Here is a 24,120-nt window from a genome sequence, read left to right on the forward strand (position 1 = left end):
CCTTAGGACCCCGCTGTCGCCGGCAACTCATCGGGCAGGCCGAAGTCGCGGAGATCAGCCTCCAGAAACGCCACCACCTCGACGACCCGGCTGCCGCGCAGCGACAGCACATCCAACCCGCTCTGCACGTAGCGGCCGTCCTCCCACCGGTACGTCGCGAAGGCGAGCTGTCCGTTCGCCCGCGCCGGCAGGAACCGCCACCCCATCGGCACCACCTCCGCCAGGAAACCGCGGATGTCCGCGCGCCCCGCGTACCAGCGCGGCAGCGGCGGCATCGAGTAGCGGGCGTCCTCGGCCAGCATCGCGACGATCGCCTCGATGTCGCCGGCCTGCCACGCCTCCGCGTACCGCCGCGCCACCGCGCGCACCCCGTCGTCGCCGAGCCCGCGCAGCGTCGCCCCCTGCGTCGCGTCCGGCAGCCGCCCGTCGAGCGCGGCGCGGGCCCGTTGCAGCGCGCTGTTGACGCCCGCGACCGTCGTGTCCAGCTGCGCCGCGACCTCCTTCGCGCTGAACCCGAGCACCTCGCGCAGAAGCAACACCGCCCGCTGCCGCGCCGGCAGGTGCTGCACCGCGGCGACGAAAGCCACCTCCACGGATTCGCGCGTCACCGCCTCGGCCTCCGGCCCGAGCCGTTCGTCCGGATAGGGTCCGAGCCACGCCACCTCCGCGACCGGGGTGTCGGCTCCGAGCTCCGTCGGCAGTTCTCTGCGGGAACGGTGGGTGAGCATCGACAGGCACCGGTTGGTGGCGATGCGATAGAGCCACGGTCGAACGGCGTCACGGTCGGCCAGCCCGTCCAGTCCCTTCCACGCGCGCACCATCGTCTCCTGCAGCGCGTCGTCGGCGTCGTGCGTCGAGCCGAGCATCCGGTAACAGTGCGCGTGCAGCTCGGGACGCCAACGCTCCACTATGGACGTGAACTGCTCCGATGTGGACACTCGGCCATCGTCCCAAAATTCGTGCGTTACGGCGTGTGTAGAGCGGGGTACGAATGCATCAACACACCAGCGCCGAACGGGAGGGAACACAATGACTCAGCTGACGACTCCGGAGACCACCACGCCGACGCGCCGCGGCGTATCGGCCGCACGGGTCTGCTCCATCGTCGGGTTCGTGTTCGCCGCGATCGCCGTGCTGTTCTTCCCGATCGTCTTCGGGCTGGTGGCGGTGATTCTCGGCGTGGTGGCCGGTGCGCTCGGCGACCGCCCGATGGGCTGGTACGCGGCGGCGGCCGGGGTGGCCGGCGGCGTGATCGGCGTGCTGCTCACGGCCGCGCTTCTCAACAGCTGACGTTCCTCGTAGCCGAGGGAGACCGGCGGCGCCGTCACCAAGGGGAAGGGTGACGGCGCCGCGGCATGAACGTCCACTGTGGACGTTCTACTTCCAGGTCGGGAACTTGTCCGGCGTGATCTCGTCGATGTTGGAGTACCGGCGCGCGGGATCCGGCATCTGGAACGTCCAGATCGAGCCCTTCGACTCGACCGCCTCCGGATGGTGCCGGAGCTTGCAGTCCTTCAGGAACAGCCCGTTGTCGGCGTCCCAATCGGTGCCGGTGGCGTAGTACAGCGTGTACTTCCGGTCGGGAACGTCCGTCATCCCGGCCTTGCCGCCACCCGAGTGCACGTAGACCGAGCCGAACGCGACGTTGGCGCCCTCCTCGACGACCACCACCAGATAGTCCGCGGTGGTGTTGTTCTCGAACCGCAGGTCCCCGCCGCCGCGTGCCGTCGCGGGCGTCTTGAACAGGAAGCCGTTCGCCGGCCGCTCCACCTTCAGCGTCGGCGGCTGCGGCAGGAACGTGCCCACCTTGTAGCCGGCGCCCGGATCGCTCGCGGCGATCGCCTCCGCCCCGGCGCGCACCGCGCTCCCACCGGTGCCCTGCCCGACGGCCAGCCGCGCCGCGTTGAACGTGCAGTACGGGGCGGTCGTCAACGTCAGAAGATCGTCGGCGACGAGGGTGAGCGAGGTACCCATCTGCGCGTGCGCGCTCTGCACGTTCACCGGCGGCACCTGCTCGATGAACTTCTGCCGCTCGGCCCGCGTCGCCTCGGCCGCGGCCGAGGCCGTCCGTTTGACGTCCTCCACGGTCGTGGCGTCGACGATCTGCTTGTACAGCGGCGCGAGGGTGCTGTCGACGCTCGCGAGCCACTCCTTGTACTTGGCGGGCTTCATCGGCTTCGGCGAACCGGACGCGGTCGGCTCGTCGGCGGAACCGTCGCGGGACAACCACACGATGCCGCCCACCGTGCCGGCGGCGAGCAGCACGAAGACGACGAGCAGGAGCGCGATCAGCGGCCCCCGCCTCCGCGCCGGCGGCGGCGCCCCGAACACGGGTGCCCCGGTCGGATCCGTCCCGAACGGCGCCTGCCCGAACCCCTGCGGCGCCCCGAATCCCGGCGGCCCACCGAACTCCGGCCCACCACCCGTCGGCGGCCCCGACGCGGGCACACCCGACACGGGAGCCCCGAACATCGGCGCCCCGGTCACCGGAGCGCCCGGTCCCGCAAATCCGGGAGCGCCCGGCGCCTGCGGCGGATAGTGCGCGGGGCCGTCGGAGCCCAACGGCCCGACCGGCGGCGCGCTCGGCGTCACCAGCGGGTTCTCGATCGTCGGCGACTTCGGCCACAGCAGGCCCGACTGAGCGGCCCCTTCGGCAGCCTCCGCGCCCGCGGCACCCGATGCGGCGGGCCCGCCCTGCCCGCCCGTTGCGGCCGGCCCGCCGTGCATGGCCTGCCCGCCCAGGGCGGCCGGCGCGTTCGATGGGGCCGAGCCGCCCTGAGTGGTGGGACCGCCCGGCCATGCCGGCCCGGGCGCACCCGGGGTCGAATAGTCGCCCGACGCCGCCGGAGCGCCGCCGGACGGGCCGCCCGGTGCGGTGGGCCATGCGGGTGCCGGCCCGCCACCGGCGGATGCGGTCGGTCCCGCCGGTCCCGTGGTCGGTGATGCAGGTCCGGCGGGCCAGCCGGGTGCTGGCACGCCGCTGGTGGGCGTGGGTGTGGCGGCCGGTCCGCCCGGTGCGGCGTGCTGCGGGGCGCCGCTGCTCTGTGCGGTGGGCCCGGCGGGCCACCCCGGGGCGGGTGTGGCGCCTGAAGTGGGCGCGGCGGGCCCGGCGGCTGCGGTCGGGCCCGCCGGCCGGTCGGTCGCGTCGCTGGTGGGCGGCGCGGCGGGCGGAGCCGCCGCCGCGTCCGGTGCGAGCGGCCCGCCGGCCGCTTCGGGGGACGTTCGTGGCGAGGGTACGCCGTCCGTCCCGGGATCCGTTGCCGCCGAATCATTTCCGCGCTGCTGCGCGGCGCCCCCGTCCGTCACGCCGGACAGTATGGCGCACCCGCGCTACCCGGCGATGTCGACGCCCGTCAACTCCGCCGACCATGCCCAGAGGCGTTCGGCCTGCGCGGGGTCGGTCGCCCAGGAGCGGACCCCGCCGGGCGCGGTGTCGTCGTCGTCCGCGATGGGCTCGGCGACCTCGCAGTCCTCCAGGTACAGCCCGCCGAGGCCGTCGAGCTGCGGCGACGTCGCGGCCCAGACCTCCGTCGCGGCGCCCTGCTGCGGTGTCTTGAACGACGGGTTGAGCCCGTTGCCGTCCTCGTCGATCCAGCCCATCGCGACCATGTCGGCCTTCGGGAGGTGCCGCTGCAACGGCGTCAGGATGCTGCCCGGGTGCACTGCGAAGGCGCGCACCCCGTGTTCGCGGGCGAGCCGGTCGAGGTGCACGGCGAACAGGACGTTGGCCGACTTGGACTGCCCGTAGGCGACCCATTTGTCGTAGCCGGTCCGCAGCCACGGGTCCTCCCAGCGGATCCCGGTGCGGCGGTGCGCGCCCGAGGAGACGGACACGACCCGGCCGCGCCCCGGGGCGATCGCCGGCCACAGGCGGTTCACCAGCGCGAAGTGTCCCAGGTGGTTGGTGGCGAGGTGCGCCTCCCAACCCGGACCGACGAGTGTGCGTTCGGGAAGGGCCATGATTCCGGCGTTCCCGATGAAGATGTCGATCGTGCGACCGGTGGCCAGGAACCTCTCGGCGAACGCCCGCACGCTCTCCTGGTCGCCGAGGTCGAGGGTGTCGACCTCGACGGCGTCGATCCCGGCGAGCGCCTCGGAGGCCGTCTCGGGACGGCGGGCCGGGACCACGACCCGCGCGCCGGCACGCACGAGCGAACGGGTCGCCTCCAGGCCCAGCCCGGAGTAGCCGCCGGTGATGACGGCCAGCTTGCCCGTGAGGTCGATGCCCCGGAGGACCTCGTCGGCCGTCGTGCGCGCGCCGAAGCCGGAACCGATCTTGTGTTGTTCCGTGTTCATGCCCTGACCGTACGAATTGGAGTGCGCTCGAAGTCAAGGTATCGAGGACGACGGCTATCTGTCCGGAGCGGTGACCGGGTGGTGCGGGCCCACCCGCACCGGGTCGACGTGCCAGACCCGTTCGCGGTAGTCGCGGATGGTGCGGTCGGCCGAGAAGAAGCCGCAGCGCGCCGTGTTCATGATCGACATGCGGGTCCACCGGTCGGCGTCGCGCCACGCCCCGTCCACCGCGTCCTGAGTGTCCACATAGGACCGGTAGTCGGCCATCACCAGGTACTCGTCGTGGTACAGGATCGAGTCGACCACCGACGAGAAGGCACCACGGTCGCCGCCGGAGAACGCCCCCGAGGCGATCGCGTCGACGGCGGCGCGCAGTTCGGGGTCGCGTTCGTAGAACGAGCGCGGGTCGTAGTAGCCGCGCCGCGTGCGGGCCGCCTCCGCCGCGTCCTGGCCGAAGAGGAAGAAGTTCTCGTCCCCCACGCGGTCGCGGATCTCGATGTTGGCGCCGTCGAGGGTGCCGACGGTGACGGCCCCGTTGAGCGCGAGCTTCATGTTGCCGGTGCCGCTGGCCTCCTTGCCGGCCATCGAGATCTGCTCGGAGAGGTCGGCCGCCGGGATGATCAGCTCCGCGCGGGTGACGTTGTAGTTCGGCACGAACGCCACGCGCAGCCGCCGCGACGCCACCGGATCGGCGTTGACCGCCGCGCCGACGCCGTTGACCAGCGCGATGATGCGCTTCGCGGCGTGATAGCCCGGGGCCGCCTTGCCGCCGAAGACGAACGTGCGCGGGACCACGTCGGCCGCGGGATCGTCGCGCAGCCGGTGGTACAGGGTGACGATGTGCAGCACCTTCAGCAGCTGCCGCTTGTACTCGTGGAACCGCTTGATCATCACGTCGCACATGGCGTCGGGGTCGATGACGACGCCGGTCGCGTCCTTCACGTGCAGGGCGAGATCCTCGCGGTTGCGCCGCTTGATGTCGCGCCACCGTTCCTGGAGCGCGCGGTCGTCGGCATGGGACTCCAGGTCGGCCAGCAGGTCGAGATCCCTGAGCCACTCCTCGCCGCCGAGCCGCTCGGTGAGCAGTCCGGACAGGCGCGGGTTGGCGATGCGCAGGAACCGCCGCGACGACACCCCGTTGGTCACGTTGTGGAACCGCTCCGGCCACAGCTGCGCGAAGTCCCGCAGCGTCTCGGCACTGAGCAGGTCCGAGTGCAGCTCGGCGACCCCGTTGACGGCGGAACTGCCCACCACCGCCAGGTGCGCCATCCGCACGCGACGTTCGGGCTCCTCCTGGATCAGCGACATGCGGCGCTTACGGTCGTGGTCGCCGGGGAAGTGGCGTTCGACGTCGGCCAGGAAGTGGTGGTTGATCAGGTACACGATCTCCATGTGCCGGGGGAGGAGGCGTTCGACCAGGGAGACCGGCCACGTCTCGAGCGCCTCCGGCAGCAGGGTATGGCAGGTGTAGGCGAAGACCCGGCGGGTGATGCCCCAGGCCCGGTCCCAGTCCAGGGCGTACTCGTCGACGAGCAGGCGCATCAGTTCGGCGATCGCCATGACCGGGTGGGTGTCGTTGAGCTGGATGACGACCTTGTCGGCGAAGTGATCGAAGTCCTCGTTGCGCAGCCGGAAGCGGCGCACGATGTCCCGCAGCGTGCAGGCCACCAGGAAGTACTGCTGCTTGAGGCGCAGTTCGCGGCCCAGTTCGGTGGAGTCGTCGGGGTAGAGCACGCGGGTGATGTTCTCCACGTGGGTGACATTCTCGACGGCGTCGCCGTAGCGGCCGGCGGAGAAGTGCCCCAGGTCGAACGAGTCGCTGCTGGCCACCGCCCGCCACAGCCGGATGATGTTGACGGTCTCGGTGCCCCAGCCGGGGACCAGCATGTGGCTCGGCTCCCCGAGCACGGTCTCGCCCGGCACCCAGCGGCGGCGCGGCCCGCTCCCGTTGTAGGCCTCGGTGTGCCCGTAGAACCCCACCTCGAGCCGGTCGTCCGGCGCGGCGAACTCCCACGGTGTCCCGTAGTGCGACCAGTCGTCCGGTAACTCCCGCTGTGCCCCGTCCCGGAACGACTGCGTGAAAATGCCGAAGTCGTACCTGATCCCGTAGCCGACCGCCGGAATGTCCGCCGTCGCCAGGGAGTCCAGGAGGCAGGCCGCGAGCCGGCCCAGCCCGCCGTTGCCCAGCCCCGGCTCGGCGTCCAGGGCGGCCAGGTCGTCGAGCGGATAGCCGAGCGCGGACGCGGCGACGCGGGCCTGCTCCCGGGTGTCGGTGTACAGCAGGTTCTGCTCGAACTGCCGCCCCAGCAGGTACTCCGCCGAGAGGTAGTAGACGAAGCGCGGGTTTGCGGCGTAGTGCGCGGCGGCGGTGCGGGCGTACCGCTCGATCAGCCGGTCGCGGATCGTGACGGCCAACGTGTGGTAGGCGTCACGGGCGCTGGCCGACTCGACCGTCGTACCGCGGTGGCGGTACAGGTTGGCGACCATGTTGCGCCCGAAGTCATCGGCGTTGTCGGTCACGGTCACGATCCTTCCGCGTGCGGCGACGATCCGTCCGATGATCGTTCATATGCCGCCCGAACGTGAAGTCACACGCCGGAATGCCGTCTCGATACCATCTCGACATGGTCGACGGCGCACCTGACGACAACTGGATGTCCGCACTGCCGCTGCCCTCGTTGTCGCGTGTCGATCTCGATGCCTTGTTGCAGGAGGTGCTGGACCGCGTCGGTGAGGTGATGTCCTCGCGCGAACGCCTCCGCGCCCTGCTCGACGCCGTGGTCGGTATCGGCACCGACCTCGACCTGCACAGCACGCTCGAACGCATCGTCCGTTCGGCCTGCACCCTCGCCGACGCCCGCTACGGCGCGCTGGGTGTCATCGGCCCCGACCGGATGCTGACGGACTTCATCACCGACGGCATCGACCGGGAGACCCACGCGGCGATCGGCGACCTGCCGCGCGGGCACGGCGTCCTGGGGCTGCTGATCGAGGAGCCGCGCGCGATCCGCCTGGAGGACATCACCACGCATCCGCGCGCCTACGGCTTCCCGCCGAACCATCCGCCGATGCACAGCTTCCTCGGCATGCCGATCCGCATCCGGGACCAGGTCTTCGGCAACCTGTACCTGGCGGAGAAGCGCGGCGGCGGCCAGTTCAACGAGGACGACGAGAACCTGGTGGGCGCGCTCGCCGTCGCCGCCGGTGCCGCCATCGAGAACGCCCGCCTCTACGCGCAGATGCGCCGCCGCCAGCGCTGGTTGGAGGCGGCGGCCGAGATCACCGGCCTGTTGCTCGGCGAGGTCCGCCGGACGGAGGCGCTGCAGCTGGTCGCCGACCGCGCCCGGGAGGTCTCCGAGGCGGCGTTGACGATGGTCCTGCTCTTCGACGCCCCGGCGGGCACGCTGCGGATCGAGGTCGTTTCGGGGGAACTGCCCGAGGAGCTCATCGGCGCGACGTTGCCGATCGCGGAGAGCGAGTTCGCGGCAGTCATCACGCAGCGCCATCTGTCGATGGTCGAGGATCTCGGCAAGACGGCCGTGTGGCCGCAGCCGCTGACCACCGGCACGGCGCTGCTGGTGCCGTTGACCGCCGGCGAACACGCGCTGGGCGCACTGGTGGTGGCCTACCAGCACGGCAGCGCGGCGTTCGCGGAGGAGCCGGACACGGCGATCGTGGAGACGTTCGCGGGGCAGGCGGCCCTCGCGCTGGAACGCGCCCGCGCGCAGGACGAGCGGGAGCTGCTCGCCGTGCTGGGTGACCGTGAGCGGATCGCCCGCGACCTGCACGACGTCGTGATCCAACGCCTCTTCGCGGCCGGCCTGCAGCTGCAGATCACCGGTCAGCTGGCGGCCCGCCCCGAGATCCGCGAACGCGTCGAGTCCGTCGTGGAGTCGCTGGACACCACGATCCGGGACATCCGCGGCGCCATCTTCGAGCTGCGCAGCCCGGCGCGCACCAGTCTCCGCGCCCAGGTGCGCGACCTGCTCGACGAGGCCCGCGCCGCGCTGGGTTTCCGGCCCGAACTGCGCCTCGACGGCGCGCTCGACAGCGCCGTTCCCGAGGCGGCGGCCGCGGCCCTGCTGGCGGTGCTGCGCGAGGCGCTGTCCAACGTGGCCCGGCACGCCGCGGCGCACACCGTCGAGGTGGCCATCGACGTGCGGGGCGGTTCGCTGGCGCTCACGGTCACCGACGACGGCCGGGGCGTCGCGGCCGACGCACCCACCGGCCACGGCCTCGGCAACATGCGCGCCCGCGCGGAGGACCTCGGCGGCACGTGCGTCGTAGAACCGGCCGGCGGCCGCGGCACGGTCGTGCGCTGGACGGTCCCGCTGTAGTCGGGTGTGCAACTGTAAGCCTTGTCCCGCAACGGTTCCGGTGATCCGATCGACCCCATGAGAATACGACGGCTCTTCACGGTCCTGGCGGTGGCGGCGATGGGCGCGGTGGCGTCGCTCGGCACCTCCGCGCCCGCGTTGGCCTCCACGGCGAGTTTCGACGTCTCCGTCACGCACTCGTCGGGTGTCCTGGTGAGCCGGATGACGGGTGACTTCCGCTGGCTCAACCAGTCGGTGACCATCACCAACATCCGGCAGTACGTGAAGGGCGGCGAGTGCGCTTACGGCCTGTTCGACGGATGGCACGACAATCCCGACGAGGCCATCTGGCTGGACACCCGCACGACGAGGGAGCGCTGCGGATCGGGCAGCGGCACCTGGTTCGAGCCGGACGACTTCACGCTCGCCGCCGGCGATTTCGAAGGCGGCATCAACTACGTGGACATCTGGCTCAACGACGACGAGCACACGAGGTACGGCCGCACCGAGGGCAGGCGCTGAGGGCGCTAGTTCTTCAGGAGTTTGGACGCGAGGATGGCGGCCTGGGTGCGCCTTTCCAGGCCGAGCTTCGCCAGCAGGCTCGACACGTAGTTCTTCACGGTCTTCTCGGCCAGGAACATCCGCTGCGCGATCTCGCGATTGGTCAGCCCCTCGGCGATGTGCCCGAGGATCTCGCGTTCCCGGTCGGTCAGGTCGCGCAGCTCGTCCGGCTGCTCCGGCCCGCGCCTGATCCGTTCCAACACACGGGTCGTCACGGCCGGGTCGAGCAGCGACTGGCCGGCGGCGACCCGGCGCACGGCGTCGATGAGGTCGGTGCCGCGGATCTGCTTGAGCACGTAGCCCGCGGCGCCGGCCATGATGGCGGCGAAGAGCGCCTCGTCGTCCTCGTAGGAGGTGAGGATGAGCGCCTTGATGCTGGGGTCGACGGAGCGGATGTCGCGGCACACGTCGATGCCGCTGCCGTCGGGCAGCCGCCCGTCGAGAACGGCGACGTCGGGGCGCAGTGCCGGGATGCGCGCGGTCGCCTCGACCACGGAACCCGACTCGCCGACCACCTCGATGTCGCCGTCGCGGGTGAGCAGCTCGCGAAGCCCGTGCCGGACCACCTCGTGGTCGTCGAGCAGAAATACCCGGATCACATCAACGTTTCTACCCGGTGCGTCCGACGCCCACCAGCGCGCCGCGCGGACTCGGGACCGTTGGCGGGCCGAAAGGGCCCAATGACCCTGCGCCGTGGCGGTCACTCCCGGAGAATGGAATGACATGAGCATTGCGACTTCCGTCGACGAGGACCTCCGGCACGCGCTCGCCCACCCCGACGATTCCGAGGTCGCCGGGCTCGACGCCTGGTGGCGCGCCAACAATTACCTGACCATCGGCCAGATCTACCTGCGGGCCAACCCGCTGCTGCGCGAACCGCTCGCGCCCGGGCACATCAAGCCGCGGCTGCTCGGCCACTGGGGCACCAGCCCCGGGCTGTCGTTCGTCTACGCGCACGTGTCGCGGCTGATCCGCCGCACCGGCCAGCAGGCGATCTACCTGGCGGGGCCGGGCCACGGCGGGCCGGCGCTGGTCGCCGCCGGGTACCTGGAGGGCACGTACAGCGCGACCTATCCGGCCGTCCCACAAGACGAGAACGGCATGCTGCGCCTGTTCCGCCAGTTCTCCAGCCCGGGCGGGATCCCGTCCCACGTGTCGGTCACCACGCCCGGCTCGATCCACGAGGGCGGCGAACTCGGCTACGTGCTGGTGCACGCGTTCGGGGCGGTGATGGACAACCCGGACCTGCTGGCGATCGCCGTCGTCGGCGACGGGGAGGCCGAGACCGGGCCGCTCGAGGGCTCGTGGAAGGGCGTGTCGTTCCTGAACCCCGCGCGGGACGGGGCCGTCCTGCCGATCCTGCACCTCAACGGGGCGAAGATCGCCGGGCCGACCGTGCTGGCCCGCAAGGACCCCGACGAGGTGCGCGCCCTGCTGCACGGCCACGGCTACGACGTCATCGAGGTCGCCGGGGACGACCTGCCGGGGATGCACCACCGGTTCGCGGCGGCGCTGGCGCAGGCGTGGGGGCGCATCCGCGACATCCAGCGGGCCGCGCGCTCCGGTTCCTGGGACGGGAGCCGGCCGCGCTGGCCGCTGATCGTGCTGCGCACGCCCAAGGGGTGGACCGGCCCGGAGTCGGTCGACGGGGTGACCGTGACCGGCACGTGGCGTTCCCATCAGGTGCCGCTGTCGGGAGTGCGGGACAACCCGGCACACCTCGAGCTGCTGGAGAAGTGGCTGCGCTCGTACCGCCCCGAGGAACTGTTCGACTCCGCGGGCGCGCCGGTGCCGCTGGTGACCTCCGTCAATCCCGAGGGCGACCTGCGGATGAGCGCCTCGCCGCACGCCAACGGGGGCGTGCTCACCCGGGATCTCGACCTGCCGGACTTCCGCGACTACGCCGTCGACGTCGACGCGCCGGCACGCGTGCGCGCCGAGTCGACCCGCAAGCTCGGCGAACTGATGCGCGACGTGTACACCCGCAATCCCGACCGGTTCCGGCTGTTCTGCCCCGACGAGACCAACAGCAACCGGCTGGGCGCCGTCTTCGAGGTCTCCGACCGGGCGTTCATGGAACGGACCACGGCCGACGACGTGGCCGTCTCGCGGGACGGGCGGGTCATGGAGGTGCTCTCCGAGCACAACTGCCACGGCTGGCTGGAGGGGTATACGCTCACCGGGCGGCACGGGATGTTCGCCACGTACGAGGCGTTCGCGATGGTGAGCGCGTCGCAGACGGTGCAGCACGGCAAGTGGCTGCAGGAGGCGACCCGGCTGCCGTGGCGGGCCCGCGTCCCCAGCCTCAACGTGCTGCTGACCTCGACCGCGTGGCGCAACGACCACAACGGGTTCTCGCACCAGGGGCCGGGGCTGATCCAGGTCGTGCTGACCCAGCGCGGCGACGTCGCCCGCGTGTACCTGCCGCCGGACGCCAACTGCCTGCTCTCCGTCGCCGACCACTGCCTGCGGTCGCGTTCGTACATCAACCTCATCGTCATCGACAAGCAGCCGCAGCTGCAGTGGCTCACGATGGACGAGGCGATCGCGCACACCGCCCGGGGCGCCGGTGTCTGGGAGTGGGCCGGCACCGACGACGGTTCGACCGACCCGGACATCGTGCTCGCCTGCGCCGGCGACGTCGTCACGATGGAGACGGTGGCGGCGGCCCAGATCCTCAGGGAGCGGCTGCCCGCGTTGAAGGTGCGGGTCGTCAACGTGGTGGACCTGATGACGCTGGTGCGCCCCAAGGACCATCCGCACGGGATGAGCCCCACCCTGTTCACCGAGCTGTTCACGGACAGCGTCGACGTGGTGTTCGCGTTCCACGGGTACCCGGGTGCGATCCACCAGCTCGTGCACGGGCGGCCCGACGCGGACCGGTTCCGGGTGCGCGGGTTCATCGAGGAGGGCACGACGACGACGCCGTTCGACATGACGGTGCGCAACAGGGCGTCGCGGTACCACCTGGTCATGGACGCCATCAACAACGCCCGGCGGCTGCCGCGCGGGGCGGCGGACCTCAAGGCCTGGTGCGAGGCGCAGCTGGCCCGGCATGAGCAGTACGTGGTGGAACATCTGGAGGACCTGCCGGAGGTCCGGGACTGGGCCCTCGGCGACTGGGCCACCAGGGGCTGAACGCCCACCGGGCGGGCCGGGACGGTGGCGTCATGCCGCCGCCCGGCCGCACTGCCGGCACGGCTCGCCGGTGCCCTGTCGCAGCTGCCACGCGAACTGCCGGAACTCCTTGACGGCGATCGTGACCGGGTCGAAGCTCGACGGCCCGACAAAGCCCTGTCCGGGCAGCACCACCGTCTGGAAGAGCACGTCGGAGAGGATCACCGCGAAGTCGAGCCGGTCGTCGGCGTCGAGCGCGGCGCGCACCGGATCGGCGTCGACCAGCCGGCTGGCCCGCACGAGCGGCTCCCCGGACCAGCCGTTGTGGTGCCGCTCCACCACTCCGAGGTCCAACGCCACCCGCAGCCGCACGCGGGCCACCTCGTTGACGTGCCGGCGGTGCTCCCGCAGCCGGGCGGCGAGCCCGACGACGAAGGCGTCGATGACGTGCATGGGCTCGACGATCCGAACCGGCATGAGCAGTCGGATGCCGTCGCCGGTGTCGGTCAGGGCCAGCGCGTCCAGGTCGAGACCCAGGTAGCGCACCAGGTCGTGCATCATCGCGTACAACTCCGAACGCATCCGGCGTTGACTCTGGTTGTCGCGTCGCGCGGATGCCGCCATGTCGGTCAGCACGATGGTGTGCAGGCCGCGGCCGTCGACGGGGTGCGCGGCGTAGGTCTCGTGCTCGCTCCGGTCGGCCGGGATCGTCCGGTCGGGCTGAGCGAAGCCGACGGCCTGGTTGAGCGGCCGTCGCGAAGCGGGAGGGTGTCCGGTGCCCATTGAAGACTCCCTTGTGAGGCGGTCAGCGCCGCGGCCCGCGCCGATGCGTCGCGGCGGCTGACGAGTCGACCGGTCAGGATCGACCAACTCCTATTGGGTCTGTCCAGAATGAACGAGAGCAGGCTTTGCGTGTAGCTGTACTGCAACATTGCAGGCAGAATTTTTTGCACAGTTCGCTGTACGATTTCGTTCAGGTTGTCCCGCCGTATCGCAAGCGATGCTGCTGCGTTGGAAGGTGCGATGGACCGATACTCACCGTCCAGCCGAGAGCGGCGCCTGGCCGATGAGCTGCGGACTCTGCGCGAGGCCGCGGGCCTCACCGGCAAGGACGCCGCCGACCGGCTGGGCTGGTCCCCGTCCAAGGTGTCGCGCATCGAGAGCGCGAGGGTCGGCATCTCGGCCGAAGATCTGGCACGTTCGCTGGAGCTGTACGACGCGTCCCCGGCGCAGGCCGAGCGGCTGAGCAGGACGGCCGAGTCCGCCCGTTCCAAGGGCTGGTGGGAGCCGTTCGCGGACCTGCTGACGGCCGACTACACCAACCTGATCAGGCTGGAGGCCGGTTCGCGGGCCGTCGATGCCTACTGCGCGGTGGTGCCGCACGCGTTGCTGCAGACCCCGGGCTACGCGGAGACCGTCATCTGTTCCTCCCGGGCGAAGCCGTCCGACCTGGAGTTCCAGCGCCGGGTCGACATGCACCGCCGGCGGCAGAATCTCCTGCGCGAGGACGGGCAGGTCCGGTTCTCGGCGGTGATCGACGAGTCGGTGTTCCACCGGCTGCTGCCCGACCCGGCGGTCCTGCGGGCGCAGTTCACCCGCCTGGCGGAGCTCGCCGAGTGGCCCAACGTCCGGATCCAGGTGCTGCCGTTCGGCGCCGGGCTGCCGCCGGTGACGGCGGGCTCGTTCTGCATCCTGGAGTCCGAGGCGACGGGCCTGGCCGACGTCGTCTACCTGGAGAACAAGACCCGCGCCTTCTTCGTGGACGCGGAAAGGGAGGTCTACCTCTACACGCAGGACTACACGATGCTGCAGGAAATGGCGCTGCCGCCGGACGAGTCGTTGGACTACATGCGGCGGGCCGCCGCCTCCGTGGGTAGTGCGTGAGCCCGCCGGACTCCGGCACGTGAACGAAGAAGGAATCGTGCAACGTCGCACACTACGGCTGGGCGGTCCTGAGGTCTCCGCCATCGGCCTCGGCTGCATGCCCATGTCCGAGTTCTACGGACCCGCCGACGAGGCGTCCTGCATCAGGGCCGTCCGGCGGGCGGTCGACCTCGGTGTCACCCTGATCGACACCGCGCCCTCGTACGGCGCGAGCCGGTACGGCCCCGCGGCCAACGAGGAGATAGTCGCCCGGGCCCTGAAGGGCCGGCGCGATCGGGTGCTGCTGGCGACCAAGGTCGGCTTCGTGAAGGCCCGCGGCGGGTGGACCGTCCGCAACACCCCGGCCTTCATCCGGCGTTCGATCGACGAGTCGCTCACCCGGCTGAAGGTCGACCACGTCGACATCTACTACCTCCACCGCCGCGACCCGAGGGTGCCGCTGGAGGACGTCATCGACGCGATGGCCGGGCTCGTGGCGGCGGGGAAGGTGCGCCGCCTGGGCCTGTCCGAGGTCGGTGCCGAGACCCTCCGGCAGGCCGAGAAGATCCACCCGATCGCCGTGCTCCAGACGGAGTACTCCCTGCTCAGCCGGCACATCGAGGACTCGGTGCTCCCCGTCGCGCGGGAGCTGGGCATCGGCGTCGTGGCGTACGCGCCGCTCGGCCGCGCCCTGCTCGCCGACGGGCTGACCTCGCTGGACGGGCTGGCGCCGACCGACCTGCGGCGTTCCCAGCCGCGCTTCCAGGGCGGCAACCTGTCGCACAACCTCGCCCTGGTCGGCCGGCTGCGTGCGCTCGCCGCCGAGTGGGGCCGCACCCCGGCCCAACTCGCCCTCGCCTGGCTGCTGAGCAAGGGCGCGGACATCGTGCCCATCCCGAGCACCCGGCGGGTGCGGCACGTCGAGGAGAACGTCGCGGCGACCCGCATCGCGCTGACCGCCGAACAGGTGGCGTCGCTGGAGGCGGCGTGCGACCCGAGCCAGGTGCTCGGGGCGCGCAACAGTTCGGCCGGAATGGCCCTCATGGAGTGCTGACGGGCCGCCCGCTCACCGGTCCGAGGGCGGGCCGGTGCGGCGCCAGATGATCGCCATCCCGATCGCGAGCACGGTCAGGGCGGCGACCGCGATGCCCATCTTGATGAGCCGGTCGATCAGCAGGTGGTGCAGGAGGTCGTTCATCGGCGGCGCTCCAGCCAGCGGGCGAGGAGCGCCTCGGCGACCGGCGCCACCTGATCGATGAGGGAGATGCCCCGCCGGCGCATCGCCAGGGCGACGCCGAAGGCGACGAGGGCGAGCACCACCAGTCCGGCCGCGATCAGCGCGAACCGCAGGAGCAACAGGTCCAGGACGGTTTCCACCGCGATACCCCCTTTATTTATCACGGGTGTGATACTTCCCGGACGGTATCACAGGTGTGATAAAACGTGGGGCGTGCCCAAGCAGGTCGACCCCGACGCCCGGCGTGCCGACGTCGTCGACGCGCTCTTCCGCGTGGCCCTGCGCGAGGGGCTCCCGCGCGTCTCGCTGCGCACCGTCGCCGCCGAGGCGGAGCTGAACATCGGCTCGCTGCGGCACTACTTCGCGAGCCAGCCCGAGCTGATGCGCTTCGCCATGAGCGCGATGCTCGACCGGGTCGCCGCCCGGCTGATGCGCCGCGTCGCGGCGGCGGCCGAGGCGGGGGACGACCCGGAGGCGTTGCGCGCCCGGGCCGTGGAGATGTTCGGGGAGTTGCTGCCGCTGGACGACGCGCGGCGCGCCGAGCTGATGATCTTCCTGGACTTCAGCGCCGCCGCCCGTACCGATCCCGACCTCGCCGACCTGGCCCGCACCGCCGCGCGCGGCGCCCGGGCGCTCGTGCGGCGGGTCCTCGGGCGGCTCGCGCGCGCCGGGGCGATCCGGTCGGACGTCGACCTCGACCTGGAGACCGAACGCCTCACCGCCCTGCTCGACGGCCTCGGCGTCAACGCCGCACTGCACCCGGATCTCGTCGACGCCGACACCTGTCTCGCCGTCGTGCGCACCCACCTGCGCCACCTCGCCCCGCCGCCCTGAGCGCGGTCGCGGTCCCGATGAGGTGCCCCGGTTAGGCTGAGGCGCATGATCAATGCCGTCGTGATGCCGAATCCGGGCGCCCCGCTGGAGACGCGCGCGTTCGACCGTCCCGCGCTCGAGCCGGGTGCGATCCTGCTGCGCACGCTCGGCAGCGAGGTCTGCGGCACCGACGGCCACCTGTGGAAGGGCCAGCTCGCCGGCGTGCCCTACCCGATCATTCCGGGGCACGTGAGCGTCGGCGAGATCGCGGCGTTCGGGCCGGGGGAGCCGCCGCGCGACGTCGACGGCGCGCCGCTGCGGGTCGGGCAGACGGTGACGTTCCTCGACGTGTACGGCACCTGCGGGCGGTGCTGGTACTGCACGGTGGGCAAGGCGAGCACGCGCTGCCCGTACCGGAAGGTGTACGGGGTCACCATGTCGGCCGACGACGGGCTGTACGGCGGCTGGGCCGAGTACATCCATCTCCGGCCGGGTGTGCACGTGGTGCCGCTGCCGGACGGGTTCGCGTGGCGGGCGTTCCTCGCCGGCGGGTGCGGGATGCCGACGGCGCTGCACGCGGTGTCGCTGGGGGAGATCGCGTTCGGCGACACCGTGCTCGTGCAGGGCGCCGGGCCGGTCGGGCTGTGCGCGGCGGTCCTCGCCCAGTTGCGCGGCGCGGGGCAGGTCATCGTCGTCGGCGGGCCGGACGTGCGGCTCGCCGCGGCGCGCCGGTTCGGGGCCGACCTGGTGCTCGACATCGCGACGCTCGCCGAGAGCGAACGCCTACAGGCCGTCCGGGAGGTCACCGGCGGGCGGGGCGCGGACGTGACCATCGAGGCGACCGGGGTGCCGTCGGCGGTTCCCGAGGGGATGCGGCTCACCCGCGACGCCGGCCGGTACGTGGTCGTGGGTCAGTACACCGACGCGGGCACGGCGACGTTCAACCCGCACCTGGACCTCAACAAGAAGCACCTCGACGTGCGCGGCTGCTGGGGCAGCGACGCCGGGCACGTGTACCGGTCGGTCCGGGTGATGGCACGCTACGCCGCGCAGTTCCCGTGGACGGAGCTGATCAGCCGTGAGTACGGGCTCGACGAGGCGCAGCGGGCGTTGGCGGACGTCGCGGCGCAGCGCGTGGTCAAGGCCTTGATCGTGCCCGCACGAGACGGAACAGCGCCCGCGCCATCCGCGGCGTGATCCGGCCGTCGCTGACCAGCGGGAGGATGCGCGGGTTGGCGTCCTTGCGGGTCTGGCTGATCAGCAGGCGGGTCACCGGGTCGTCGACGGTCCGGTTGACGACCGTCTCCGCGGTGCGCAGCACGCCCCGCAAGAGCGCCGCCGCCGCCCCCGGCATGTCCTCGAACGCGGTGTCCATCGTGTACTCCGGTGCGTCCTCCGGCACCGGACCGCCGTGCAGCGCGAGGAACTCGTCCCGGGGGAAGCCGCCCCGCGGGTCGCGATACTCCACAGTGGACGGAAGCGTGGCGCCGTCGAGCGTGATGGTCGCGGTGGCGCGGATGTCGCGGCTGGAGGCCCCGGCGCGGATCTCGAAGGTGCCGGCCTCCACGGTCCAGCCCGTCCCCGGGACCCAATAGGCGAAGGCCCGCCGGTCGAGACGTAGCCGCACCGTTTCGGTCCGACCGGGGTCCAGCGTGACTTTACGGAACGCCTTCAGCTCCTGCGCGGGCCGGAATCGCGCCGCCTCCTCGTCCCGCACGTAGATCTGCACGACCTCGCTACCCGCACGGTCGCCGGTGTTGGTGATGTCGACGGCCACCTCGCCCTCGTCGGAGACGGTGAGCGGGCCCCAGGAGAAGGTGGTGTACGACAGGCCGTGGCCGAAGGGGAACAGCGGCCGCACGCCGGCGCTGTCGAAGTAGCGGTAGCCGACGTAGAGGCTCTCCCGGTACTCCACCCGGCGCGGCCCCACCGGCATGGCCGACACCGGATGATCGCCCCACCGCACCGGGAACGTCTCCGCCAGCCGGCCGCCCGGCTCCACCCGACCGGTGAGCACGTCGGCGAGCGCGCTGCCGCCGGCCTGCCCGCCGAGATACGCCTCCACCACGGCCGGAACGCCGTCCAGCCACGGCATCTCCACGGGTGCGCCGTTCTGCAGGATGACGACCGTTCGGGTACCGGCGCCCGACACGGCCGTCACGAGCGCGTCATGGGCCGCCGGCAGCCGCAGGTGCGCCCGGTCCACGCCCTCGGTCTCCGCCGTCTCCGGCAGCCCGACGAAGACGAGCGCCACGTCGCAGTCCCGGGCGGCCGCGCGCGCCTTCGCCAGCAGCCGCGGGTCGGGGGCGGTGTCGGTGTGCCGTTCGTAGCCTTCGGCGTACACCACGTCGAACTCCTCCCGCAGGGCCGACAGCGCGTCGTCGACCCGGGGCGGGTTCATGCGTGAGCTGCCGGCGCCCTGGTAACGCGGCTCCCGCGCGAACGCCCCGATGACGGCGAGCTTCGTGCCGGGCGGCAGGGGAAGAAGACCGTCGTCGTTGCGCAGCAGCACCGTGCCGGCCGCCGCCGCTCTCCTGGCAAGTGCGTGGTGACGGTCGAGGTCGGCAGTCGGTGCCGGTTCCGTCGAAGAACGCCGGACCAGACAGACCACCCGGCGGGCGGCCGCGGTCAGGTCCACATCGGACAGTCGCCCGTCCCGGACGGCGGCGACCACGTCCTCGTCGGTGCCCGGGAAGCCCGGCATCTGCAGGTCGCACCCGGCCGCGATCGCCGGCACCCGGTCGAACGTCGCCCCCCAGTCCGACACGACCAACCCTTCGAAGCCCCACTCGCCGCGCAGCAGGTCGGTCAGCAGCCAGCGGTGCTCGGTGCAGTGCGTGCCGTGCAGCCGGTTGTACGCGGCCATCACCGTCGCCGGCCGGCCCTCGACCACCGCCGCCTCGAAGCTCGCCAGGTAGATCTCGCGCAGCGCCCGCTCGTCGACGTAGGTGTCGATGCCGTAGCGGCGGAACTCGCAGTTGTTGACGGCGAAGTGCTTCAGCGACGCGCCGACACCGGCGCCCTGCACGCCGGCGATCCACGCGGTGGCGAGCGTCGCCGACAGGAACGGGTCCTCGGAGAAGTACTCGAAGTTGCGCCCGCAGAGCGGGGTGCGCTTGATGTTGGCGCCCGGGCCGAGCAGGACGGCGACGCCGAGCGCGCGGGCCTCGGCGCCGAGCGCGGCACCGACCTCGTGCACCAGGTCCGGGTCCCACGTGGCGGCGAGCGCGGAACCGGTCGGGAAGCAGGTGGCGGGCTCGGCGTCGTTCATCATCAGGGCGGCGGCGTCACGCGGGCGGCGCACGCCGTGCGGACCGTCCGACAGCACGATCGACGGGACGCCGCGCGCCGGCAGCGCCCGGGTCGGCCACTGGCCGTCACCGCACGTCAGCGCGACCTTCTCGGAGACAGACCAGTCGTCCATCCCCGCACATTAGCTGTAGTCCGGGTTCTTGCCGGTCTGCACGAGGCTGCGCAGCCGGCGGCCGACGTCGCCCTCGGTGCCGGCGGCGAGCGCGTGCACCTGCTCCCGGGCGGCGGCCGCCCGCTCCGATTCGCCGGTCCGCTCGTACAGCGCCGCGGCGGCCAGCAGCGCCTGCGCCTCCTGCTGCCGGTCGCCGAGCCGCCCGAACGTCTCCACCGCCCGGCCCAGCCGCTCCAGCGCGCTGTCCAGCTTCCCCAGGTGGGCCTCGGCCTCGGCGGCGCACACCAGCGCCCGGGCGCACCACCCGGCCCGGCCGAGCAGCATGAACCGCGCCGTCACCTCGTCCGCGATCCGGATCACGTCGTGCCACGCGCCCATCGCGAGCAGGTTGGTGGAACGCCACATGAGCGTGTAGCCGAGCGTGGCCGCCATGGTCCCCTCGGGGTCCGGCGAGACGCGCAGGTACTCCCGGCAGTACAGCTCCGCCTGCATGAAGTACAGCTCCGACTGCAGGTGGTGCCCGAGGCCGAACAGCACCCGGCCCAGGTAGTAGCGGGCCTGCGCGACACCCGTCCCGTCGCCGGTCGTCATCATCAGATCCAGCGCGGCGCGGCACTCCTCGACGGCCCGCGCCTCCCCGGCCCGCACGTGCAGGCTGCCCAGGTACATCAGCGACCACGCCTGCTCGCGGATGTCCCGCACCTCGCGGGCGATGCGCAGGGCGGTCTCGTGCTCGGTGAGCGCGTCGGCGACGCGGCCCTCGCAGATGTTCAGGGCCCAGCCGAGGTAGTTGCGCTGGGTGGCCTCCTCGGCACGCAGCCCGGCCGCCTGCGCCGCACGCGTCGTCAGCCCGAACACCGTCGGCCAGATCTCCGGCAGGTAGTGCAGGTCGGAGTACCAGTGCATGGCCTCGCCGACGTCGACCACCAGCCGGTGCCGCCCGGACTGCGCGGCCCGCCGCAGCGCGTCGAACCAGTGCGGCGACTCCGCGGTCAGCCAGCGCACCGCCTCGGCCCGGTTGCGCAGCGGCCGGCCCTGCGGCCACCGGCGCAGCCGCTCGGCGATGCCGCGGTCGACCTCGAAGAACGCCCCCGCGTGGATCGCCGTCGTCAGCAGGTGCGTGACGAGCCGCTCGTCGGCGCGGCGGCGTTCCTCCGGCGGGTCGTCGTCCTCGAGCTTGCGCGCGGCGAAGAGCTCCACCAGGTCGTGCACCCGGAACCGGTCGGTGCCGGCGGGCTCCAGGAGGCTCGCCTCGACCAGCTCGTCCAGCACCTCCTCGGCGGTGTCCAGGTCGGTGTCGAGCAGCGGGGCGGCCAGGTCGGCGCCGAAGTCGGGGCCGTCCACGAGCGGCAGCCGCCGGAACAGGGTGGCCGCCGGGGGACGCAGCTGCCGGTACGACACCTCGAACGCGCTGCGGATGGTCAGGTCGCCGGCCTTCAGCTCGTCCAGCCGCCGATGCTCGTCGCCGAGCCGGTCGACCAGCCGGGCGAGTGTCCAATGTGGACGGCTGGCGAGGCGGTTGGCGGCGATCCGCAGCGCCAGCGGCAGCCGGCCGCAGCCGTCGGCGAGCGCGCCGGTCGCCTCGGGCTCGGCCGCGCACCGGTCCGGCCCGACGATGCGCGACAGCAGCGCGGCGGCCTGGTCCTCGGCGAGAACGTCCAGGAAGATCCGCTCGTTGGCGGGCAGCCCGGCGAGGCGGTGCCGGCTGGTGACCAGCCCGAGGCAGCCGCCGACCGGCAGCAGCGGCCGCACCTGCGCCTCGCTGACCGCGTCGTCGAAGATCACCAACACGCGCCGGGTGTGTAACAGAGCGTGATAGAGGGACATCCGGTCGTCCAGATGTGTGGGGAGGCTCGACCCGCCGACACCGAGCGCCGTCAGCAGCCGCGCCAGTGCCTCGGCGGGCGGCAGGGGCCGCGCGTCGGTCCCCTGCAACGACACGAACAGCTGCCCGTCCGGGAAGCGGTCGCTGACGTCGTACCCCGCGGCGACGGCCAGGGTCGTCTTTCCGACGCCGGGCTGGCCACTCACCACCAAAAGCCCCGGAACGCCACCCTCCGCTGTCGAATCTGCGACATGTCGCACCGCCGCCAAGTCGGCTTCCCGACCCACGAACTCGGTCACGGCAGGAGGCAACGTGCACAAACTGCCGACCGGAAGGCCGTCGCCGGCCTCGTCGAGCGCACCCGCCGCCCGCAGGAACAGCTCCAACGCGGGACCGCTCAGGCCGAGCGCGGTGCCGAGCAGCTCGGCCGAGCGCCGACGTGGCCGCGCGCGATCTCTTTCCAGGTCACCGATGGCGCGGACACTCATCCCGGACCGGTCGGCGAGTGCCGTCTGGGAGAGACCCGCGTCGGTACGGGCCCGTACCAGGGCCCGTGCGAAGCTTGACGGCGTCTCCGTCGACGGTTGCGGATGCATGCGTCAATCATGCCGAACGACTCATGCATGTCGACCTTCGCCGTCGGAATTCGGCACTTTGATCGGCAGTTCGGCGGCCTCAAAACTGCCGTACCGGCGGTCACCGTGCGTTGTTAGCGTGGGCCGCGTCCCGTTCGAGTCTAGGAGGTGCCGTGTACGTAGACCTGCGGTCGCGGTCCCTTTTGGGGGAACGGCTAAGAACCGCGCGCAGTCGCACCTTTGTGGGACGCCAGGCCGAGGTCGACCTGTTCAGGGCCGCGCTCGCCGGTGGCCCGCACGCCGTCCTGCACCTGCACGGGCCGGCCGGCGTCGGCAAGTCCGCGCTGCTGCAGCGCTTCGCCGACGAGGCGACCGACAGCGGGCGCACCGTCGTGCACGTGGACGGGCGCGCCGCGGCGACGCCGGGGGAGTTCCAGGCGCAGGCACAGGCGGCGACCGTGGACGAACGGGCGGTGCTGCTCGTCGACTCGTTCGAGCGGTGCCGGTCGCTGGAGCAGTGGCTGGCCCGGCAGTTCCTGCCGCGGGTGCCGGTCGGGGTCGTCGTCGTGCTGGCCGGGCGGGAGCCGCTCGACCCGCGCTGCTGGTCCGACCTGGGTTGGACGGAGACGCTGCGCGTGGTGCCGGTGGGCAACCTGTCGACCGGCGACGCCCGGGCGCTGCTGCGGGCGTGGCGGGTGCCGGGAGCCGCGCACGAGGCGATCCTGTCGTTCACCCGGGGGCATCCGCTGGCGCTGCGGCTGTCGGCACACGCCGCCCCTGATGAGACCGCTTCCATCTGGCAGCCGCCGCGCGACGTGGTGCGCGCGCTGCTCGCCCAGCTCGTGGGGCCGCTGCCGTCCCTGGCGCACCGCGCCGCGCTGGAGGCGTGCGCGCACGCCCTGGTCACCACAGAGGACCTGCTGCGGGCGATGTGCGCGCGGGACGCCGCCGACCTGTTCGACTGGCTGCGGCGGTTGCCGTTCGTGACGGCGGGGTCGCACGGCCTCGTCGCCGACCCGCTGGTGCGCGAGATCGTCTCCGCCGACCTGCGCTGGCGCGACCCGCGCGGCCACGCGGATCTGCGCCGCCGGCTGCGCGAGCTCACCGCCGCGCGGGTGCTCGAGGTGCCCGACGAGGACGTCCTTCCGGCCGTAGCCGCGCTGTACCACCTGGACGACGGCATGCCCACCGGCGCCGCCCTGGAACGGGTCGTGGAGTCCGCGTTCCGGCCGACCGACGACCTCACGCCGCTGGGCGGGACGACCGCGTCGCGGGTCTACCGGTCGCAGGGCCGGCTGGTGGCCTACCTTTCCCAGCAAAGCCTGGCTTCTCAGCCGGAGTCGGACCCCTTGCTCACGACCGCCTGGGAGCACAGCCGGCGCAACCGGCCGCTGCGCCCCGGCGAACACCTGACCGTCAGCCGCTTCGCCGTGCACCCCGACGCCGATCGGGCCGTGACCGATCTCGTGCTGCTGCGGATCACGGCCGACTGGGTGCGTTCCGAGGGGCTCGCGTGGTCCTACACGGCCCTGCCGGACACCGACGCCTGGGCGCCGCTGATGGCCCGCCTCGACCAGCACCCGATCCGGGACATCGTCACGATCGCCGGCCGCCGCTACCGGATGTACGCGCACGACTGGCGGGCCGTGCCGCACCACGTGTGGTTCGACCCGGCGCAGCGCCCCGGCCCGCAGGCCGCACTCGCCGTGCTGTCGCAGGAGGAGTTCGACGCGGCCGTGCGGGCCGCCCTGCGCCGCTGGCACAGCCCGACCGAGTTGGCCGCCAACCCGCTGGCCGGCAGCCGGCTCGTGGCCGCCCGCCCGGAACGGGAACCGGCCGCCGCGGTCAAGGCCGTCGTCGCCGACGCGTTGGCCGCGCTGCGGGCCGATCCGCGCCACGCCCGGCTGTACGAGGTGCTCGCGGTGACGTTCCTGCACGGGGTGCCGCCGACCCAGGAGTTGGCGGCCCGCCGCCTGAACGTCTCGTTCAGCACGTACCGCCGGCATCTGGCGGCCGGGACGGCGGCGGTCGTGGAGACGCTGTGGCAGGCGGAGCTGAGCGGCTGAGCCCATGGCGGCAGCCGCTCAGCTCCG

19 protein-coding genes are annotated in these 24,120 nt (G+C 72.3%); 9 read left to right on the top strand and 10 right to left on the bottom strand.

Going from position 1 to position 24,120, the window contains the following annotated elements; all coding sequences use genetic code 11:
• Positions 1-2: 2 nt before the first annotated feature.
• Positions 3-938 carry a sigma-70 family RNA polymerase sigma factor gene (locus Val02_RS06070; protein WP_203897883.1) on the bottom strand — a complete coding sequence of 312 codons (936 nt, stop codon included), beginning with the start codon at positions 936-938 and terminating at the stop codon, positions 3-5.
• A 91-nt stretch (positions 939-1,029) separates the two neighbouring features.
• Here Val02_RS06070 and Val02_RS06075 point away from each other — a divergent pair, with 91 nt between their 5' ends.
• The gene (locus Val02_RS06075) at positions 1,030-1,290 is read left to right on the top strand and encodes a hypothetical protein (protein WP_203897884.1); all 261 of its coding nucleotides are present in this window, start codon (positions 1,030-1,032) and stop codon (positions 1,288-1,290) included.
• An 87-nt stretch (positions 1,291-1,377) separates the two neighbouring features.
• Here Val02_RS06075 and Val02_RS06080 read toward each other — a convergent pair whose 3' ends face one another.
• From Val02_RS06080 to Val02_RS06090, 3 genes are all read right to left on the bottom strand, one after another.
• A complete protein-coding gene (locus Val02_RS06080) occupies positions 1,378-2,727 on the bottom strand; it encodes a hypothetical protein (protein ID WP_203897885.1) in 1,350 nt (449 codons plus the stop codon).
• A gap of 603 nt (positions 2,728-3,330) precedes the next feature.
• Positions 3,331-4,296 (bottom strand): SDR family NAD(P)-dependent oxidoreductase, encoded by a 966-nt coding sequence (locus tag Val02_RS06085; RefSeq protein ID WP_203897886.1) that lies wholly within the window; start codon positions 4,294-4,296, stop codon positions 3,331-3,333.
• A gap of 54 nt (positions 4,297-4,350) precedes the next feature.
• Complete coding sequence (locus tag Val02_RS06090) at positions 4,351-6,816, bottom strand: glycogen/starch/alpha-glucan phosphorylase (RefSeq protein WP_239152454.1); 2,466 nt, start codon at positions 6,814-6,816, stop codon at positions 4,351-4,353.
• A 104-nt stretch (positions 6,817-6,920) separates the two neighbouring features.
• Here Val02_RS06090 and Val02_RS06095 point away from each other — a divergent pair, with 104 nt between their 5' ends.
• Positions 6,921-8,633: a sensor histidine kinase gene (locus Val02_RS06095; RefSeq protein WP_203897887.1), complete on the top strand. Its 1,713-nt coding sequence runs from the start codon at positions 6,921-6,923 to the stop codon at positions 8,631-8,633.
• Positions 8,634-8,690: 57 nt separating this feature from the next.
• The gene (locus Val02_RS06100; protein ID WP_203897888.1) at positions 8,691-9,134 is read left to right on the top strand and encodes a hypothetical protein; all 444 of its coding nucleotides are present in this window, start codon (positions 8,691-8,693) and stop codon (positions 9,132-9,134) included.
• Between the two features lie 5 nt (positions 9,135-9,139).
• Here Val02_RS06100 and Val02_RS06105 read toward each other — a convergent pair whose 3' ends face one another.
• Entirely contained in the window at positions 9,140-9,772 is a 633-nt protein-coding gene (locus Val02_RS06105) for a response regulator (protein WP_203897889.1), read from the bottom strand.
• A 124-nt stretch (positions 9,773-9,896) separates the two neighbouring features.
• On the opposite strand from Val02_RS06105, the gene Val02_RS06110 reads away from it, so the two are divergent.
• Positions 9,897-12,311 (top strand): phosphoketolase family protein, encoded by a 2,415-nt coding sequence (locus Val02_RS06110; RefSeq protein ID WP_203897890.1) that lies wholly within the window; start codon positions 9,897-9,899, stop codon positions 12,309-12,311.
• A 30-nt stretch (positions 12,312-12,341) separates the two neighbouring features.
• Here the strand turns inward: Val02_RS06110 and Val02_RS06115 are convergent, their stop codons facing one another.
• Complete coding sequence (locus Val02_RS06115; protein WP_203897891.1) at positions 12,342-13,073, bottom strand: hypothetical protein; 732 nt, start codon at positions 13,071-13,073, stop codon at positions 12,342-12,344.
• A 240-nt stretch (positions 13,074-13,313) separates the two neighbouring features.
• On the opposite strand from Val02_RS06115, the gene Val02_RS06120 reads away from it, so the two are divergent.
• Both Val02_RS06120 and Val02_RS06125 read left to right on the top strand, forming a co-directional pair.
• Positions 13,314-14,174 carry a helix-turn-helix domain-containing protein gene (locus Val02_RS06120; RefSeq protein ID WP_203897892.1) on the top strand — a complete coding sequence of 287 codons (861 nt, stop codon included), beginning with the start codon at positions 13,314-13,316 and terminating at the stop codon, positions 14,172-14,174.
• Positions 14,175-14,211: 37 nt separating this feature from the next.
• Positions 14,212-15,207: an aldo/keto reductase gene (locus Val02_RS06125; protein ID WP_239152456.1), complete on the top strand. Its 996-nt coding sequence runs from the start codon at positions 14,212-14,214 to the stop codon at positions 15,205-15,207.
• Between the two features lie 12 nt (positions 15,208-15,219).
• Here Val02_RS06125 and Val02_RS48140 read toward each other — a convergent pair whose 3' ends face one another.
• Together Val02_RS48140 and Val02_RS06130 are read right to left on the bottom strand one after the other, a co-directional pair.
• Positions 15,220-15,351 carry a hypothetical protein gene (locus tag Val02_RS48140; RefSeq protein ID WP_275415550.1) on the bottom strand — a complete coding sequence of 44 codons (132 nt, stop codon included), beginning with the start codon at positions 15,349-15,351 and terminating at the stop codon, positions 15,220-15,222.
• Entirely contained in the window at positions 15,348-15,530 is a 183-nt protein-coding gene (locus Val02_RS06130; protein WP_203897893.1) for a hypothetical protein, read from the bottom strand. The genes Val02_RS48140 and Val02_RS06130 overlap by 4 nt, the downstream gene beginning before the upstream one ends.
• A gap of 73 nt (positions 15,531-15,603) precedes the next feature.
• Here Val02_RS06130 and Val02_RS06135 point away from each other — a divergent pair, with 73 nt between their 5' ends.
• Entirely contained in the window at positions 15,604-16,224 is a 621-nt protein-coding gene (locus Val02_RS06135) for a TetR/AcrR family transcriptional regulator (RefSeq protein ID WP_203897894.1), read from the top strand.
• A 45-nt stretch (positions 16,225-16,269) separates the two neighbouring features.
• Positions 16,270-17,400, top strand: coding sequence for a zinc-binding dehydrogenase (locus Val02_RS06140; RefSeq protein ID WP_203897895.1), 1,131 nt, complete (start codon positions 16,270-16,272; stop codon positions 17,398-17,400).
• Here the strand turns inward: Val02_RS06140 and Val02_RS06145 are convergent.
• Positions 17,342-19,627 carry a glycoside hydrolase family 3 C-terminal domain-containing protein gene (locus Val02_RS06145; RefSeq protein WP_203897896.1) on the bottom strand — a complete coding sequence of 762 codons (2,286 nt, stop codon included), beginning with the start codon at positions 19,625-19,627 and terminating at the stop codon, positions 17,342-17,344. The genes Val02_RS06140 and Val02_RS06145 overlap by 59 nt on opposite strands.
• Before the next feature lie 9 nt (positions 19,628-19,636).
• Positions 19,637-22,048 (bottom strand): ATP-binding protein, encoded by a 2,412-nt coding sequence (locus Val02_RS06150; RefSeq protein WP_203897897.1) that lies wholly within the window; start codon positions 22,046-22,048, stop codon positions 19,637-19,639.
• A 221-nt stretch (positions 22,049-22,269) separates the two neighbouring features.
• Between Val02_RS06150 and Val02_RS06155 the strand changes: the two genes are divergently transcribed.
• Positions 22,270-24,093 (top strand): ATP-binding protein, encoded by a 1,824-nt coding sequence (locus Val02_RS06155; RefSeq protein ID WP_203897898.1) that lies wholly within the window; start codon positions 22,270-22,272, stop codon positions 24,091-24,093.
• Positions 24,094-24,120: the final 27 nt, after the last annotated feature.

It is taken from the genome of Virgisporangium aliadipatigenens (assembly GCF_016863615.1).
Lineage (GTDB): Bacteria > Actinomycetota > Actinomycetes > Mycobacteriales > Micromonosporaceae > Virgisporangium > Virgisporangium aliadipatigenens.

What these genes read in the sequence shown, in the direction of transcription:
- Val02_RS06075 (WP_203897884.1), top strand. Translation starts at nt 1,030, where the DNA reads ATGACTCAGCTGACGACTCCGGAGACCACCACGCCGACGCGCCGCGGC.
- Val02_RS06080 (WP_203897885.1), bottom strand. Translation starts at nt 2,727, where the DNA reads ATGCACGGCGGGCCGGCCGCAACGGGCGGGCAGGGCGGGCCCGCCGCA.
- Val02_RS06085 (WP_203897886.1), bottom strand. Translation starts at nt 4,296, where the DNA reads ATGAACACGGAACAACACAAGATCGGTTCCGGCTTCGGCGCGCGCACG.
- Val02_RS06095 (WP_203897887.1), top strand. Translation starts at nt 6,921, where the DNA reads ATGGTCGACGGCGCACCTGACGACAACTGGATGTCCGCACTGCCGCTG.
- Val02_RS06100 (WP_203897888.1), top strand. Translation starts at nt 8,691, where the DNA reads ATGAGAATACGACGGCTCTTCACGGTCCTGGCGGTGGCGGCGATGGGC.
- Val02_RS06110 (WP_203897890.1), top strand. Translation starts at nt 9,897, where the DNA reads ATGAGCATTGCGACTTCCGTCGACGAGGACCTCCGGCACGCGCTCGCC.
- Val02_RS06115 (WP_203897891.1), bottom strand. Translation starts at nt 13,073, where the DNA reads ATGGGCACCGGACACCCTCCCGCTTCGCGACGGCCGCTCAACCAGGCC.
- Val02_RS06120 (WP_203897892.1), top strand. Translation starts at nt 13,314, where the DNA reads ATGGACCGATACTCACCGTCCAGCCGAGAGCGGCGCCTGGCCGATGAG.
- Val02_RS48140 (WP_275415550.1), bottom strand. Translation starts at nt 15,351, where the DNA reads ATGAACGACCTCCTGCACCACCTGCTGATCGACCGGCTCATCAAGATG.
- Val02_RS06140 (WP_203897895.1), top strand. Translation starts at nt 16,270, where the DNA reads ATGATCAATGCCGTCGTGATGCCGAATCCGGGCGCCCCGCTGGAGACG.
- Val02_RS06145 (WP_203897896.1), bottom strand. Translation starts at nt 19,627, where the DNA reads ATGGACGACTGGTCTGTCTCCGAGAAGGTCGCGCTGACGTGCGGTGAC.
- Val02_RS06150 (WP_203897897.1), bottom strand. Translation starts at nt 22,048, where the DNA reads ATGCATCCGCAACCGTCGACGGAGACGCCGTCAAGCTTCGCACGGGCC.